The 15,591-nt window shown below is 67.9% G+C and carries 16 protein-coding genes and 1 pseudogene; 13 read left to right on the top strand and 4 right to left on the bottom strand.

The features are described 5' to 3' along the window. Nucleotides 1-325 precede the first annotated feature (325 nt). A pseudogene (locus ACTJI6_RS03210) lies at nt 326-475 on the top strand (IS3 family transposase); the annotation flags it as partial. 22 nt (nt 476-497) lie between these two features. On the opposite strand, the gene ACTJI6_RS03215 reads toward ACTJI6_RS03210, so the two are convergent. After that, nucleotides 498-1,358, bottom strand: a complete 861-nt coding sequence (locus ACTJI6_RS03215) for a LysR family transcriptional regulator ArgP (protein ID WP_440797779.1) — start codon at nt 1,356-1,358, stop codon at nt 498-500. Nucleotides 1,359-1,440: 82 nt separating this feature from the next. On the opposite strand from ACTJI6_RS03215, the gene ACTJI6_RS03220 reads away from it, so the two are divergent. Both ACTJI6_RS03220 and ACTJI6_RS03225 read left to right on the top strand, forming a co-directional pair. Then, nucleotides 1,441-2,034 carry a LysE/ArgO family amino acid transporter gene (locus ACTJI6_RS03220; protein ID WP_440797781.1) on the top strand — a complete coding sequence of 198 codons (594 nt, stop codon included), beginning with the start codon at nt 1,441-1,443 and terminating at the stop codon, nt 2,032-2,034. Nucleotides 2,035-2,085: 51 nt separating this feature from the next. Further along, nucleotides 2,086-2,976: a DMT family transporter gene (locus ACTJI6_RS03225; RefSeq protein WP_440797783.1), complete on the top strand. Its 891-nt coding sequence runs from the start codon at nt 2,086-2,088 to the stop codon at nt 2,974-2,976. Between the two features lie 48 nt (nt 2,977-3,024). Here the strand turns inward: ACTJI6_RS03225 and glyA are convergent, their stop codons facing one another. Next, a complete protein-coding gene (gene glyA, locus ACTJI6_RS03230) occupies nt 3,025-4,320 on the bottom strand; it encodes a serine hydroxymethyltransferase (protein ID WP_440797785.1) in 1,296 nt (431 codons plus the stop codon). Between the two features lie 166 nt (nt 4,321-4,486). Here glyA and ACTJI6_RS03235 point away from each other — a divergent pair, with 166 nt between their 5' ends. From ACTJI6_RS03235 to ACTJI6_RS03265, 7 genes are all read left to right on the top strand, one after another. Further along, nucleotides 4,487-5,248 carry an NAD kinase gene (locus ACTJI6_RS03235; RefSeq protein ID WP_440797786.1) on the top strand — a complete coding sequence of 254 codons (762 nt, stop codon included), beginning with the start codon at nt 4,487-4,489 and terminating at the stop codon, nt 5,246-5,248. Between the two features lie 62 nt (nt 5,249-5,310). Beyond that, on the top strand, nt 5,311-6,327 hold the full coding sequence (gene alr, locus ACTJI6_RS03240) for an alanine racemase (protein WP_440797788.1): 1,017 nt from the start codon (nt 5,311-5,313) through the stop codon (nt 6,325-6,327). Continuing rightward, nucleotides 6,324-7,088, top strand: coding sequence for an MlaE family ABC transporter permease (locus ACTJI6_RS03245; RefSeq protein ID WP_440797790.1), 765 nt, complete (start codon nt 6,324-6,326; stop codon nt 7,086-7,088). The genes alr and ACTJI6_RS03245 overlap by 4 nt, the downstream gene beginning before the upstream one ends. Further along, nucleotides 7,085-7,798: an ABC transporter ATP-binding protein gene (locus ACTJI6_RS03250; RefSeq protein WP_440797792.1), complete on the top strand. Its 714-nt coding sequence runs from the start codon at nt 7,085-7,087 to the stop codon at nt 7,796-7,798. The genes ACTJI6_RS03245 and ACTJI6_RS03250 overlap by 4 nt, the downstream gene beginning before the upstream one ends. A 60-nt stretch (nt 7,799-7,858) precedes the next feature. Beyond that, nucleotides 7,859-8,935: a PhoH family protein gene (locus ACTJI6_RS03255; RefSeq protein WP_440797794.1), complete on the top strand. Its 1,077-nt coding sequence runs from the start codon at nt 7,859-7,861 to the stop codon at nt 8,933-8,935. Further along, complete coding sequence (ybeY, locus tag ACTJI6_RS03260; RefSeq protein WP_440797796.1) at nt 8,928-9,422, top strand: rRNA maturation RNase YbeY; 495 nt, start codon at nt 8,928-8,930, stop codon at nt 9,420-9,422. Before ACTJI6_RS03255 ends, ybeY begins: the two co-directional genes overlap by 8 nt. Continuing rightward, nucleotides 9,422-10,363, top strand: coding sequence for a hemolysin family protein (locus ACTJI6_RS03265; protein WP_440797798.1), 942 nt, complete (start codon nt 9,422-9,424; stop codon nt 10,361-10,363). Before ybeY ends, ACTJI6_RS03265 begins: the two co-directional genes overlap by 1 nt. On the opposite strand, the gene ACTJI6_RS03270 is transcribed toward ACTJI6_RS03265, so the two are convergent. Beyond that, nucleotides 10,360-11,283 carry an alpha/beta fold hydrolase gene (locus tag ACTJI6_RS03270; RefSeq protein WP_440797800.1) on the bottom strand — a complete coding sequence of 308 codons (924 nt, stop codon included), beginning with the start codon at nt 11,281-11,283 and terminating at the stop codon, nt 10,360-10,362. The two genes, ACTJI6_RS03265 and ACTJI6_RS03270, sit on opposite strands and share 4 nt — an antisense overlap. 35 nt (nt 11,284-11,318) lie before the next feature. Further along, the gene (locus ACTJI6_RS03275; protein WP_126154545.1) at nt 11,319-11,603 is read right to left on the bottom strand and encodes an SCP2 sterol-binding domain-containing protein; all 285 of its coding nucleotides are present in this window, start codon (nt 11,601-11,603) and stop codon (nt 11,319-11,321) included. A 184-nt stretch (nt 11,604-11,787) separates the two neighbouring features. On the opposite strand from ACTJI6_RS03275, the gene ACTJI6_RS03280 reads away from it, so the two are divergent. Genes ACTJI6_RS03280 through ACTJI6_RS03290 form a run of 3 tightly spaced genes read left to right on the top strand, consistent with a single transcriptional unit; the run spans nt 11,788 to nt 15,476 of the window. Beyond that, entirely contained in the window at nt 11,788-12,255 is a 468-nt protein-coding gene (locus ACTJI6_RS03280) for a tetratricopeptide repeat protein (RefSeq protein WP_241232767.1), read from the top strand. 3 nt (nt 12,256-12,258) lie between these two features. Next, nucleotides 12,259-15,201: a helicase-related protein gene (locus ACTJI6_RS03285; RefSeq protein WP_440797803.1), complete on the top strand. Its 2,943-nt coding sequence runs from the start codon at nt 12,259-12,261 to the stop codon at nt 15,199-15,201. Then, nucleotides 15,198-15,476, top strand: a complete 279-nt coding sequence (locus ACTJI6_RS03290; protein ID WP_440797805.1) for an RNA-binding S4 domain-containing protein — start codon at nt 15,198-15,200, stop codon at nt 15,474-15,476. The genes ACTJI6_RS03285 and ACTJI6_RS03290 overlap by 4 nt, the downstream gene beginning before the upstream one ends. The last annotated feature ends 115 nt before the right edge of the window (nt 15,477-15,591 follow it).

Here is a 15,591-nt window from a genome sequence, read left to right on the forward strand (position 1 = left end):
CCCCCAGGCAGGCACAGACCACGGTCCCTTTGTCGGACCGCCTGGGCGGTCGGGTTCTGCCGCGACGAACAGCGCCCCCGACATCCTGCCGTTTTCGACAAAGGCCAGGCGCAGGATGCCCCGGCGCTGGTCGCGTATGGCCAGCGGATCGCCCTCGCGCCCAGCATCGCGCGGGCTTCATGGGTCCATTCTGCGGCTGGGCCAGCCCCGCAAGTTTGGCCTGCTGGCCCGAGAGCAGGGGCGCGCCCAGTATTCGCAATCGGCGTGATCGTGCGGGTCGAGACGGCAAAGGTTCCTTTTCCGGACCCTCAATCTCATCGATCACGAGCCACAGGCCATGAGGTTCAGGTTCGTCGAGGAACAGCGAGAGGCCTTCCCGATCGACCGGCTGTGTCGGGTGATGAATGTCAGCCCGCGCGGGTTGCGGGCTTTTTGCCGCCGTCCGACCAGCCGCAGGCAGCGCATCGATGCGGTGGTTTTCAAAGGCAAAAGGGCCGTCAGGGCAGCAAGGCTGCGCGGGCGGCCTTTTTGATGGCTTCGGTCAGCGGCGCCAAGGCCGGTCCGGTGAGGCGGCTGAACTGCCAGTAGAGCGGCACGTCCAGCGGCAGGTCCGGGGCCAAGTCCACAAGGCGGCCCTGGTCCAGATCGTCGCGGATCATCAGTTCCGGGTTCATGCCCCAGCCAAGGCCCAGCCGCGCCGCGTCGGCAAAGGCTTGCGAGGCGGGAATGCGGTGCATCGGCAGCGCCAGCCGTGCGCCCGTCAGCGCCTGCGCCCAGCGGCTTTGCAGCGCGTCCTTGGCATTGAAGCACAGCGATGGCGCCTGGGCCAGGCTGGCGGCGGTCGCGCCGACCGGGAAATGCCGGGCGGCGAAGTCGGGGCTTGCCGTGGCGCGATAGCGCATGGCCCCCAGCCGCAGGCAGTCGCAGCCCGGAACCGGGCGGCTGTTGCTGGTGATCGCGGCCGCCACCAGCCCGCCGCGCAGCCAGTCCAGCGCATGGTCCTGGTCGTCGATGGTCAGGTCCACCAGCCCCGGCACGGCGGCCAAGGCGGGCATGACCCAGGTTGCGAGGCTGTCGGCGTTGACGGCCAGCGGCAGCACGGGGCGCTCTGGCGCGGCCATGCTCAGACCGGCTTCCAGCAGCCGCACCTGATCCAGATGCGCGGCAAGGCGCAGCCCTGGGGCAGTCGCACGGACCGGCGGCCCCCGGTCGATCAGGACGGTCCCCATCCGATCCTCGAGCGTGCGGATGCGTTGGGAGACGGCCGAGGGCGTGACGCGCAAGGCCAGGGCGGCGGCCTCGAAGGATCCGCGGCGGATGACCTCGGCCAAGGCGGCAAGGGCGGGATAGTCCAGCATAAGCGACGCTTCATCAGCATAAGGCGAATTCATTGTAACTGATTGTCCGCCTATGCGACAGGGCGGGCAGGAGGTGCCGTCGATGATGTCCTATGCTGCCGGGCTTGGAACCGGGTTGTCGCTGATTGTGGCCATCGGCGCGCAGAACGCCTTTGTGCTGAAGCAGGGGCTGATGCGGCAGCATGTGTTCCGGGTTTGCCTGTTCTGCGCGCTGTCGGACGCCGTCCTGATCCTGCTGGGCGTCACGGGCATGGCCCGCATCGTCGCCGCCGCGCCCTTGCTGGCCGATGTGATGCGGTGGGCTGGGGTGACGTTCCTGATCTGGTACGGAGCCCGGTCCTTTCGCGCCGCCTGGCAGGGGGGCGAGGCGCTGCGGCCGCAGGGCGGCGGCGCGACGCTGGGCCGGACGCTGGCGGTAATCGCGGCGCTGACCTGGCTGAACCCGCATGTCTGGCTGGACACCGTGGTGCTGCTGGGCGCGGTGTCGGCGCAATGGCCCGATCCGCTGGTCTTCGGGCTGGGGGCGATAACGGGATCGGTCCTGTTCTTCTTCGCGCTTGGCTTCGGCGCGCGGCTGCTGGCGCCGGTCTTTGCCCGGCCCCGCGCCTGGCAGGTGCTGGAGGCGGGGATCGGCGTCGTGATGTGGTCCATCGCGCTGAGCCTGATCGCCGAATGAGCCTTGCGCAGCCGCCGCAAAGCGGTCCAACTGCACGTCATGCAAATGGACATGCAGACGCGCCGGGATCTGGCGGGAATTGGCTGGATGCTGGCGACCGGGCTGTGCTTTGTCGCCGTGAACGGCATCGTGCGATGGCTGGGCGGCGCGGTGCCCGCCCCTCAGGCCGCGTTCATCCGGTTTCTGTTCGGGCTGGTGTTTCTGGGACCAGTGCTGATCCCGGCGCTGCGGGCGGGGTTTCCGCCGCAGGTCTGGCGGATGCTGACGCTGCGGGGCGCGCTGCATGTCCTGGCGGTGATCGCATGGTTCTATGCCATGTCGCGCATCACCGTGGCCGAGGCGACGGCCATCGGCTTCCTGAATCCCATCGTCGTCACCGTGGGCGCCGCCCTGATCATGGGCGAGCGGCTGGCCCTGCGGCGCATCGCTGCGGTCTGCGTGGCGCTGATGGGGGCGCTGATCGTGCTGCGGCCGGGGCTGCGGGAACTGGATCCGGGGCATCTGTCGCAGGTCGCGGCCTCGTTGGCCTTTGGATCGTCCTATCTGGTCGCCAAGCGCATCACCGACCATGTTCCCGCCGCCATCGTCGTCGCCATGCTGTCTCTGACGGTGACGATCGGCCTGGCGCCGGTGGCCTGGGCGGTCTGGGTGCCGCCGACTTGGGCGCAGATCGGCTGGCTGGGGCTGGTCGCGGTCTTTGCCACGGCGGGGCATTACACGATGACGCGCGCCTTCGCCGCGGCGCCCCTGACGGTGACGCAGCCGGTCGTCTTTCTGCAACTGATCTGGGCCAGCCTGCTGGGAGTCCTGGTCTTTCACGAACCCATGGACGAATGGGTGATCCTGGGCGGTGCGATGATGATCGGGGCGATCAGCTATATCACCTGGCGAGAGGCGCGGCTGCGGTCTGCCGCCATCGTGCCCGCCGCCGAGCAGCCATGAAAAACCCCGCCGCGAGGGACGCGGCGGGGTGGTCTTCGGATCAGCGCATCACATCCCGGCGTAAAGCGGGAAGCGGGCGCAAAGCTGGGCCACCTCGGACTTCACCTTGGCCTCGACCTCGGCATTGCCTTCCTCGCCATTCGCGGCCAGTCCGTCCACGACCTCGACGATACAGCGGGCGATCTGGCGGAATTCATCCTCGCCGAAGCCGCGCGTGGTGCCGGCCGGGGTGCCCAGGCGGATGCCGCTGGTGACGAAGGGCTTTTCAGGATCGAACGGCACGCCGTTCTTGTTGCAGGTGATGTGGGCACGGCCCAGGGCAGCCTCGGTCGCCTTGCCGGTGACGCCTTTCGGACGCAGGTCGGCCAGGCACAGGTGGTTGTCGGTGCCGCCCGACACGATGTCGATGCCGCCCTTCATCAGCTCGTCCGCCATGGCCTGCGCGTTCCTCACGACCTGCGCGGCATAGGCCTTGAACGAGGGTTGCAGCGCCTCGCCGAAGGCCACGGCCTTGGCGGCGATCACATGCATCAGCGGGCCGCCCTGAAGGCCGGGGAACACGGCGCTGTTGATCTTCTTGGCGATGTCGGCGTCGTTGGTCAGCACCATGCCGCCGCGCGGCCCGCGCAGGGATTTGTGCGTGGTGGTGGTCACGACATGCGCGTGGGGCAGGGGCGAGGGGTGCTGCCCGCCCGCGACCAGGCCCGCGATATGGGCCATGTCCACCATCAGATAGGCGCCTACCTCGTCCGCGATCTTGCGGAAGGCGGCCCAGTCCCAGACGCGGCTGTATGCGGTGCCGCCCGCGACGATCAGCTTCGGCTTGTTTTCCAGGGCCTTCTGGCGGACATCGTCCATGTCCAGAAGCTGATCCTGCTGGCGCACGCCATAGCTGACGACGTTGAACCACTTGCCCGACATGTTGACGGGCGAACCGTGGGTCAGGTGCCCGCCGGAATTCAAGTCCAGGCCCATGAAGGTGTCGCCCGGCTGCAACAGCGCCAGGAACACCGCCTGGTTCATCTGGCTGCCGCTGTTCGGCTGGACGTTGGCGAATTCGCAGTCGAACAGCGTCTTGGCGCGTTCGATGGCCAGCGTCTCGACGATATCGACATACTGGCAGCCGCCGTAATAGCGCTTGCCCGGATAGCCCTCGGCGTATTTGTTCGTCAGGACCGAACCCTGCGCCTCCAGCACGGCCTTGGACACGATGTTCTCGGACGCGATCAGTTCGATCTCGTCCCGCTGGCGACCCAGTTCCTGGGTGATCGCCTTCGCGACTTCGGGATCGCTGCTGGCCAGCGTTTCGGTGAAGAATCCGGTTTCGCGGGTAGGTGCGTTCATGGGCTCGCGTCCTTATCGTTGGGCCAAGGGGCGGTGGTTTGGCGCCTTCTATCCCAGGGTTGACGGTGCGGAAAGGCACAAATGCGGCAGAATCCGGGATAGGGGCGACAGGGCTTGCATTGCCGGGGCCTGCGTCGGATGCTGCCCGCGCCAAACAGAGGCCGACATGACCGCGACGATCCATTTCACCGCCAGCGAATCCGAGATCGCGCAAAAGGCCCTTGCGGTGCTGACCGACCGCTATGGCGCGGCGGATCTGGATCGGGCGCACGTCGTGGTGGCGCTTGGCGGCGACGGGTTCATGCTGCAAACCCTGCACGCGCTGACCGACCGCGATCTGCCGGTCTATGGCATGAACCGGGGAACCGTGGGGTTCCTGATGAACGGCTATTCCGAAAGCGGGCTGCTGGAACGCCTGGCCGCCGCCGAGGAAACCGTCATCAACCCCCTGCGGATGCGGGCGATCCGCGCCGACGGATCCGTCCACGAGGCGCTGGCCATCAACGAGGTCAGCATGTTGCGCGAAGGCCCCCAGGCCGCCAAGCTGCGCATCCATGTCGACGGCAAGATGCGGATGGCCGAGCTGGTCTGCGACGGTGCGCTGATCGCCACGCCCGCCGGGTCCACGGCCTATAACTATTCCGCGCATGGCCCGATCCTGCCGATCAATTCCGAGGTTCTGGCCCTGACCGCGATCGCCCCCTTCCGCCCCCGCCGCTGGCGCGGCGCGCTGCTGCCCAAGGGCGCCGAGGTCGAGGTCGAGGTGCTGAACCCCGAGCGCCGCCCGGTCATGGCGGATGCGGATTCCCGGTCGGTCCGCCATGTCGTGCGCGTCCAGATCCGCAGCGCGCAGGACGTGCGCCACCGGCTGCTGTTCGACAACGGCCACGGGCTTGAGGAACGGCTGCTGCGCGAACAGTTCGTCTGAACGGGCTGGAAGCGCGGGCCGATTTCTGCTTGAAGATGCGCGACCATCACAGGACGCCCGCCATGACCCTGCATATCGACCTGCACGCCATCGTCGCCAACTGGACCGCGCTGGCCGCCAAGGCCCCCGGCGCCCGGCCGGGTGCGGTGGTCAAGGCCGATGCCTATGGCCTGGGCGCGGCCAGGGTCGCCCCGGCCCTCTATGCCGCAGGCGCGCGGGATTTTTTCGTGGCGATCGCCAGCGAAGGCCGGGCGCTGCGCCCGCATCTGCCCGACGACGCCCGCATCAATATCCTGTCCGGCCATATGGAGGGCGCGGATCTGACCGGCCTGGTCCCCGTCCTCAACAGCCCCGAACAGTTCTTCCGCGACCGGACCATGCGGCCCGGCAAGCCTTTCGCGATCCAGCTTGACACCGGCATGAACCGGCTGGGGCTGGAACCGGGCGAATGGTCCGCGATCCGGGCCGAGGCCTTGGCGGCAGGCCCCGACTTCATCATGTCCCACCTGGCCTGCGCGGACGAACCCGGCCACCCCGCCAATGCCGCGCAGCTTGCCGCCTTCCGGGCCATGACCGATGGCTGCGGCGTGCCGCGTTCGCTGGCGGCGACGGGCGGGATCCTGCTGGGGCCGGATTATCATTTCGACCTGATCCGCCCCGGCATCGGGCTTTACGGCGCGCTGCCCTTTGCCGAGGCGCAGCCGGTCGTTCGCCTGTCCCTGCCGGTGATCCAGACGCGAATGGTGCAGCCGGGCGAATTCGTGGGCTACAGCGCCACCTGGACGGCGGACGCGCCGCGCCGCATCGCCACGGTGGCTGCGGGCTATGCCGACGGGATCCTGCGCTCGATCTCGTCCAAGGGGGCCAGCCTTTATGCGGGCGGCACCGCCTGTCCCCTCGTCGGGCGGGTGTCGATGGACCTGATCACCGCCGATGTGACCGGCCTTGACGATGTGCCGGGGGAACTGGACCTGATCTGTCCCGCCCAGCCGGTCGACCGGGTGGCGGATTTCGCGGGTACCATCGGGTACGAAATCCTGACCTCTCTGGGCCATCGCTACGACCGGATCTATCGGTGAACCCAATCCGGCTGATCGGCCGCGCGGCACTGTCGCTGACGCGCGGGATCGGCGCCGTGGCGCTGTTCACCGTCCGCGGGCTGTTCCGGCTGCGGCCCTTTTACGGCCGCGCCTTCGCCGCGCAACTGGTCCAGATCGGCTGGCTGTCGCTGCCGGTCGTGGGGCTGACCGCGCTGTTCACCGGGGCGGCGCTTGCCTTGCAGATCCATTCCGGCGGCGCGCGCTTCCAGGCCAGCGACGTGGTGCCCGCCATCGTCGCCATCGGCATGGTGCGAGAGCTTGGCCCGGTGCTGGGCGGCCTGATGGTGGCCGCCCGCGTCGCAAGCTCCATCGCCGCCGAAATCGGCACGATGAAGGTCACGGAACAGATCGACGCGCTTGTCACCCTGTCCACCGACCCGATGCGCTGGCTGGTCACGCCGCGCCTGTGGGCGGCCATGCTGACCGTGCCCGTGCTGGTGGGCGTGGGCGACATCATCGGCATCCTGGGCGGCTGGCTGGTCGGCACGCAGTCGCTGGGCTTCAACTCCACCGCCTATCTTGCCAATTCGGCGGCCTATCTGGAACGCTGGGATGTGGTGTCGGGCCTGCTGAAGGGCGCGGTCTTCGGCCTGATCGTCGCAGTCTGCGGATGCTGGTTCGGCATCCGGTCGGGGCGCGGCGCGGCGGGCGTAGGGCGGGCCACGAAATCCGCCGTGGTCGCCGCCGCCGTGGGCATCCTGGCCGCGAATTTCGTGCTGACGGGGCTGTTCTTCGAATGATCCAGGTCCAGGGACTGCACAAATCCTTTGGCGGCAAGCCGGTGCTGGCGGGCGTCGATCTGGCGGTGGGGCAGGGCGAAAGCCTGTGCGTCATCGGCCAGTCGGGCACCGGCAAGTCGGTGCTGCTGAAATGCGTCCTGGGCCTGATCGCGCCGGATGGCGGGCAGATCCTGTGGCGGGGCCGTCCGCTGGAAGGCGGGGCGCGGCCGGCCTTCCTGGCCCGCTTCGGGATGCTGTTCCAGGGGGCGGCGCTGTTCGACAGCCTGACCGTCTGGCAGAACGTGGCCTTCCGTCTGCGCCAGCGGATGCCGGATGCCCAAGCCCGCGCCATCGCCGTGGAAAAGCTGGCCCGCGTCGGGCTTGGCCCGGAAACCGCCGGCCTGATGCCTGCCGAACTGTCGGGCGGCATGGCCAAGCGGGTCGGGCTGGCCCGCGCCATCGCCGACGACCCGGAGGTGATCTTTTTCGACGAGCCGACGACCGGGCTGGACCCGATCCGGGCGCGGCGGATCAACGCGCTGATCCGGGGAATCGTCACCGAAACCGGGGCTACCGCCATCACCATCACCCATGACATGGAGTCGGTCCGCGCCATCGGCGACCGGGTGGCATTGTTGCAGGACGGGCGCATCGCATGGGACGGTCCGATTTCCGGGATGGATCACGCCGCGCCGCTGGCGGGGTTTCTTGGCAACACCCCGCCACTATGACCTTGTGCGAATCCCCCCGGATTGCCACCATGAATGGCAAGACCTGAGCAGGAGAGAAATTTGGGCCTTACGCCTACGCCCCCCGTCGCGACCCCTTCGACCGAAACCCTGCTGGAATTCCCCGACAACCGGCTGCTGATCGACCTGTGCGGCGTGAACGACCGCCACCTCGCCCGGATCGAGGAGGCGCTTGGCGTCCATATCCTGCGGCGCGGCAACCAACTGGCCGTGGTCGGCACCCCCGAGGCGCAGGCCGAGGCCGCGCTGCTGCTGCGCGGCCTTTACGCGCGGCTGGAACAAGGCCGCCCGGTGTCGCTGGCCGAGATCGAGGCCGCCTTGCGCATGGGCGTGGACGACAGCGCTCCCGCGACGCCCGCCGAACAGATGGAGATGTTCGCGGCGGGCGATTACGAATTGCGCACCCGCAAGAAATCCATCGAACCGCGCACCGATGCGCAAAAGGCCTATGTCCGGTCGCTGTTCCAGAACGAACTGGCCTTCGGCATCGGCCCGGCGGGCACCGGCAAGACCTATCTGGCCGTCGCCGTGGGCGTCACCATGCTGATCGGCGGCCATGTGGACCGCATCATCCTGTCGCGCCCGGCGGTCGAGGCCGGGGAACGCCTGGGCTTCCTTCCCGGCGACATGAAGGAGAAGGTCGACCCCTACATGCAGCCGCTTTACGACGCGCTGAACGATTTCCTGCCCGCCAAGCAGATGCAGAAGCTGATGGAGGAAAAGCGCATCGAGATCGCGCCCCTGGCCTTCATGCGCGGCCGCACGCTGTCCAATGCCTTCGTCGTTCTGGACGAGGCGCAGAACGCCACCACCATGCAGATGAAGATGTTCCTGACCCGCCTGGGCGAGGGATCGCGGATGGTCGTGACCGGCGACCGCACCCAGATCGACCTGCCGCGCGGGATGCAGTCGGGGCTTGTCGATGCCGAACGCATCCTGGACGGGGTCAAGGGGATCAGCTTCAACTACTTCACCGCCAAGGACGTTGTGCGCCACCCGCTTGTCGCGCGCATCATCACCGCGTATGACGCAGACGATGCCGCCGCCCTGGCGCGTGGCGAATCAGAGGGACCGCGCGGACAATACGCACCCCGCCGGGCAATGCGAGGCGATGCCTGACGACATCTCCACCGATTGCGTCATCGAGGATGACCGATGGACGTCGCTGGGGCTTGAGGCCCTGGCAGAACGCGCGGTGAGTGCCGCGCTGACCTGGCACGGCATCGGCGGAGAGGTCGTGGTGATGGGCTGTGACGACGCCCGCATCGCCGCGCTCAACGCCGATTTCCGCGGCAAGCCCCGCGCAACCAATGTGCTGTCCTGGCCCTCGGTCGAGCATGTGCCCCATGAACCCGGCGCCGCCCCCGATCTGCCGGACGAAGACGAGCTGGGCGACATCGCCATCGCCTATGACACCTGCCTGGCCGAAGCCGAGTCGCAGGGCAAGCCGGCGGCCGATCACGTCACCCACCTGCTGGTCCACGCGACCCTGCATCTGCTGGGCTATGACCACCAGAACGACGCCGATGCGGAAACAATGGAAGCCGCCGAGCGTTCGATCCTGGCGGGCCTGAATATTCCCGATCCCTATCACGAGAAGGTCTGATGAACTCCGAGTCTCGATTACCCGGCCATCCCCTTGGTGCCGATGCCGCCTCCGAGGCGGACGGTGTCGGAGGAGAGGGACGGGATCTTCCCAGTTCGCGCGGTTTCCTGGGGCGGTTCTTCGACGCCCTGAAAGGCGCCGAGGATGAGGCGGACGGCGACGACAGGCGCGCCCAGATCGCGCCCGGCATGGTCAACCTGCGGCGGATGCGCGTCGACGATGTGGCCGTGCCCAAGGCCGAGATCATCGCCGCCGCTGAGACCAGCAGCCTGGACGATCTGGTCGCGCTGTTCCGCGAACACGGGTTTTCCCGCCTGCCGGTCTATGCCGAGACATTGGACAGCCCCTTGGGGATGATCCACCTGAAGGATCTGGCGCTGAAGCACGGTTTCGGCGCGAACGGAGAATTCCATCTGCGGCCGATGCTGCGGCCCTTGCTGTATGTGCCGCCCTCGATGTCGATCGGCGTGCTGTTGCAGCAGATGCAGCAGAAGCGCATCCACATGGCCCTGGTCATCGACGAATATGGCGGCGTGGACGGGCTTGTGACCATCGAGGATCTGATCGAACAGGTCATCGGAGAGATCGAGGACGAGCATGACGATGCCGAGGGCAGCCTGTGGGTGCTGGAAAAGCCCGGCCAGTGGCTGATCCAGGCCCGCGCGCCCGTCAGCGATGTCGAGGCCGAAACCGGCCTGCCCCTGATCGGCGAGGACGAGGGCGAGGATATCGACACGCTGGGCGGACTGGTCTTTGCCTTGGCGGGCCATCTTCCCGCGCAGGGAGAGGTGATCCCCCACGCCTCGGGCGCGGAGTTCGAGGTGGTCGATGCCGACCCCCGCCGAATCAAGCGGGTGCGGCTGCGCCTTCCGGCGGCGATGGCGGCGGACAAGGTCCGCCCGCATCACATCCCCCAGCCGGATCCGGGCCAGGACGGTTAGCGCGCGGACTGGAACAGGTCCAGCGCCGCCGACAGGAAGGCGGCGCGGCGGTCGGGAGTGCACATCATCACCTCGTGCCGCGCGCCTTCGACCGTCATCAGCGATGCCGAGGGCCAGCGGGAGACCCTGTCGCGGATCGCCGCTGACGACACGATCCTTTCCCGGCTGCCCAGGCTGACCACGGCCGGAATATCGGGCGAGGGCAGGCGCGACAGGCGCAGGCATTCGTTCAGCGCCTTGCCCACCCAGTCGAAGCTGGCCCCGCCCAGGGTCATGTCGGGCCAGGCCGCCGCCTGGCGGACCATGCGGCACCATTCGTCGGCATCCTCGGTCAGCAGGTTGGCGCTGAAGCTTTCGTCCAGCACATAGGTGCCCAGGGTGCCGCCCCCGCTGCCTGGGGCCAGGCGCGCGCCGCGCCCCAGCCGTCCCGCCAGATAGGTCATGCCCACCGCCAGCCCGTGCGGCATGGGCCGCAGGCTGATGCCCCACATGGGCGCCGAAAATGCGGCCGAGGCGACCGGCAGATCCTGGTGCAGCGCCGCAAGGCCGATGCAGCCGCCCATCGAATGGGCCAGCAGGTGCCAGGGCCGGGGCAGGGCCAGTTCGGTCGCGGCGACGATCACTTCCACCACGTCGCGCTGATAATCCGCGAACTGCCCGACATGGCCCAGCCGAACATCCGGCAGCAGCCGGTCGGACAGCCCCTGGCCGCGCCAGTCGATCGCCAGCACGTCATATCCCGCCACCGTCAGTTCGGAAGCGATGCCCGAGTATTTCTCGATATATTCGGTGCGGCCGGGAAACAGCAGCACGGTGCCCAGGCTGTCGGTCGCGGCGGGCCAATGGGCCAGCCGCAGGGTCACGCCGTCGTCGGCCTGCGTCCAGAAGGCCCGCGCCGGGGGCCGGGAATCGCCGGGCAATTGCCTGAACGGAGCGGGCCGGCCGGGCATGGGGATCAGGACAGCGCCTGGCCCAGTTGCATGGCGACACCCATCGACCCGTCGATCCTCAGCTTGCCCATCATGAAGGCGGTGGCCGGGTTGACGCTGCCGTTCAGGATGCCTTCGAAGGTGTCGCGGCTGGCGAACAGCGTCACCTCGGCCTCTTCGTCGCCTGCGCGAACGCCGTTCTGGTCGATCATGATCGCGCCTTCATCCTCGATCACGAATTTGGCGGTCGATCCGAACGTGCCGATCTTTTCGTTCAGCTTCTCGACGGCCGCATTCACAACATTGCTCATCTTTTTTCCAGGTCTTTCGTTTCGGGTGGGCTGGCGCCCGGCAAGCGGGCTGGATAACATCATTCATATGCGTCCCGTCCGCCACATTATCCATAATGTCGTCGCGGCATTCCGCCACGGAATAATTACCTTTTTCGTCATTTCCGCAACCGCTTTGGCGGCCGGGGCCCAGGATCGCCCCGATATGGACGATCTTTTCCGCCGCCTGGCCGAACCTCAGGGCGAATCCTGGCGCATCGCCGAATCGGACATCCTGCGCGAATGGTCGAAATCGGGATCCGCCGCGATGGACCTGCTGTTGCAGCGGGGCGAGGAAGCCCTGGACCAGGGCGATACCCAGGCTGCCATCGGCCATCTGACCGCGCTGACCGACCACGCCCCGGATTTTCCGGCGGGCTTCTATACCCGCGCCGCCGCCTATGCCGCCGCCGGGCAGTTCGGCCCCGCCTTCCAGGATCTGTCCCGGACCCTGCAACTGGAGCCGCGCCATTTTCCCGCGCTGACCCAACTGGCCATCATGCTTGAGGAAACCGGCGATACCGAACGCGCCCTGGCCGCCTTCCGCGAAAGCCTGGCCATCCATCCCCACCAGCAAGAGGCGATCGATGGCGTGGCGCGTCTGGAACGGCAGCAGGACGGCACCGATATCTAGGCCATGACAATTCATGAACGCGGCCGCGTCACGGCCATCCTTGGGCCGACCAATACCGGCAAGACGCATTACGCGATCGAGCGGATGCTGGCGCACCGCACCGGCGTCATCGGCCTGCCCCTGCGCCTGCTGGCGCGCGAGGTCTATGACCGCATCGTCAAGGCGCGCGGCCCATCGGTCGTGGCCCTGGTCACGGGCGAAGAACGCATCGTCCCCGACCGTGTGCAATACTGGGTGGCCACGACCGAGGCGATGCCCGACATCGCCGCCGATTTCGTCGCCATCGACGAAATCCAGCTTTGCGCCGATCCCGAACGCGGCCATGTGTTCACCGACCGCCTGCTGAAGATGCGCGGCCTGCACGAAACGCTGTTTCTGGGCAGCGACACGATGCGCCCGGCCATCGCCGCGTTGATCCCCGGCGTGCAGTTCCAGCGGCGCGACCGGCTGTCGCGGCTGTCCTGGTCGGGGTCCAAGAAGCTGTCGCGGATGCCAGCGCGGTCCGCCATCGTCGGCTTCAGCGTCGATGACGTCTATGCCATGGCCGAGCTGATCCGGCGGCAGAAGGGCGGCTGTGCGGTCGTCATGGGCGCGCTGTCGCCCCGCACGCGCAATGCCCAGGTCGCTATGTATCAGGCCGGAGAGGTCGATTACCTGGTCGCCACGGATGCCATCGGCATGGGCCTGAATCTGGACATCCGGCATGTGGCCTTTTCCGCCACGCACAAGTTCGACGGCCGCCGCGTCCGCCCGCTGTTCCCGCACGAGATGGGCCAGATCGCCGGCCGGGCGGGGCGGCACATCGAATCCGGCACCTTCGGCGTGACCGGAGAGGCCGCGATTCTGGACGAAGGCCTGATCGACGCCATCGAGAACCACCGCTTCGCGCCGATTCAGCGGCTGACCTGGCGCAACTCGGACCTGCAATTCGGCACCATGGACCGCCTGGTGGACAGTCTGGAATCGCCGTCGGGCCACGCGCTGCTGGGCCGGGGCCGGGACGCGGACGACGTGCAGGCGCTGAAATCGCTGCGCGACATCCCGGAAATCCGCGACCGCGTGCAGGGCGGGCAGGATGTGCGGCTTTTATGGGACGTGTGCCGCGTGCCGGATTTTCGCGGGATCTCGCCTGTCGAACATACCAGCCTGCTGGCGCGAATCTTCGGCTTCCTGCAAGATGGGGCCATTCCGTCGGACTGGCTGGCCGCCGCGATCCGGCGGATCGACCGGACCCATGGCGATATCGACGCGCTGTCCAAGCGGCTGGCCTATATCCGCACCTGGACCTATGTCGCGCAGAGATCCGGCTGGGTGCAGGACGAAAGCCATTGGCGCGGCGAGACTCGCGCGGTAGAAGACCGCTTGTCGGACGCGTTGCACGCGGCGCTGACCCAACGATTTGTGGACCGGCGCACCTCGGTGCTGCTGCGCCGGCTCAAGCAGAAGGAGAGCCTTGTGGCCGAAGTGAACGATAAGGGCGAAGTGACGGTCGAGGGCGAATTCGCCGGCCGTCTGGAAGGCTTCCGCTTCCGCCCCGACCAGACCGCGACGGCGGACGAGGCCCGGATGCTGAACCGCGCCAGCTACGAGGCGCTGCGCCCGGAATTCCACCTGCGCGCCGACCGCTTCTACAACGCACCGGATACCGAACTGGATTACACGGAACAGGGCGGGCTGATGTGGGGCACCGCCGCCATCGGCAAGCTGGTGCGCGGGGCCGACGCCCTGCATCCCGGCGTCGAGGTCTTCGTGGACGAGGAAGCGGGCCCCGAGATCGCCGAGAAGGTCAAGCGCCGCCTCCAGCACTTCATCGACCGCAAGGTGGCGGCCTTGTTCGAGCCTCTGCTGACCCTGCAAAAGGACGAGGCGCTGACCGGGCTTGCGCGCGGCTTCGCCTTCCGGCTGGTGGAATCGCTGGGCATCCTGCCGCGCGACGGCGTGGCGCATGAGGTCAAGGAACTGGACCAGGAAGCCCGCGGCGCGCTGCGCAAGCACGGCGTCCGCTTCGGCCAGTTCACGATCTTCATGCCCGCTCTGCTGAAACCCGCGCCGACCCGGCTGCGGCTGGTGCTGTGGTCGCTGGCCGAAGGGCTGGACACCTTCCCGGAAAGCCCGCCGCCCGGCCTGGTCACGATCCCGCATATCGCCGAGGTGCCCGAACAGCACTATACGCTGTCGGGATACCGTCCGGCTGGCGAACGGGCGATCCGCATCGACATGCTGGAACGGCTGGCCGATCTGCTGCGCACCCAGGACACGCGCAGCGGGTTCGAGGCCAATCCCGACATGCTGTCGATCACCGGCATGACGCTGGAGCAGTTCTCGAAGCTGATGGAAGGCCTGGGCTATGCCGCCGAGCGTGGCGAGCGAGCCAAGGTCAAGACGGCCGAGGTTCCGGTCGCAATGCCCGCGCCGGAAGGCGAGGCGTCCGACGCCCCGCTGACCGAGGAGGAAAGCGTCCTCGCCGCCGAGACCCGCGCGAAATGGGAGGCCGAGCAGGCCGAGAAACGCCGCGCCGAGGCCGAAGCATCGGGCGAGGTGATCGAGGAAGCCGAGCCCGAGATGGAGGTATTCTATACCTTCCGCTGGGCGCCGAAGCCGCGCCCGAACCGCCGTCCGCAGGGCGATGGGCAGGGACGCCGGGGCGGCCCGCGCCGCGACGGCGCAGGTCAGGACGGCGCCGCAGCCGACCGTCCGGAACGGGGCGACCGCTCCGCCCATCAGGGCGACCGGCAGGATCGTCCCGAAGGCGGGCGCCCGAACCGCGAACGCCGCGACAAGCGCGATCACGGCGAGGGCGGCGGCAAACCGCGCGGCAAGGACAACTTCAAGAAGGGCGGCAAGCCGCAGCACAACAAGCCCGCGACCTTCTCGTCCCGGCCTGAAAAGAAGGCCGATCCCGATAGCCCCTTCGCCATCCTCGCGGCGCTGAAGGACAAGAAGTGACGGACAGTCCCGACGGGCTGCGACTGGACAAGTGGCTGTTTTTCGCGCGGGTCTTCAAGTCCCGCGCGATTGCCGTCGAACGGATCGAGGGCGGGGGCGTCCGCGTGAACGACCAGCCCTGTAACAAGCCGGGCAAGCTGGTCCGGCCGGGCGACCGGGTCGTGGTGTCGGCCTTTGGCCAGGTGCGCGCGTTGGAAATCACCGCGCTTGGCCAGCGGCGCGGCCCCGCGACCGAGGCCCAGGCTCTGTATCACGACCTGGACGAACCCGCCTGACGGATCCCGTTCGGATGCGCCCGGCCCGCCGGGAACGGCGTTTTCCGCTTGCGCGCTTTCACGAAACGGCAGTCTTTTCCAAAGCTGCGGCCTTGAATGATCGGACACCGGGGCG

The sequence above is a fragment of the Paracoccus sp. 22332 genome, from assembly GCF_052045125.1.
Taxonomy (GTDB): Bacteria; Pseudomonadota; Alphaproteobacteria; order Rhodobacterales; family Rhodobacteraceae; genus Paracoccus; species Paracoccus haematequi_A.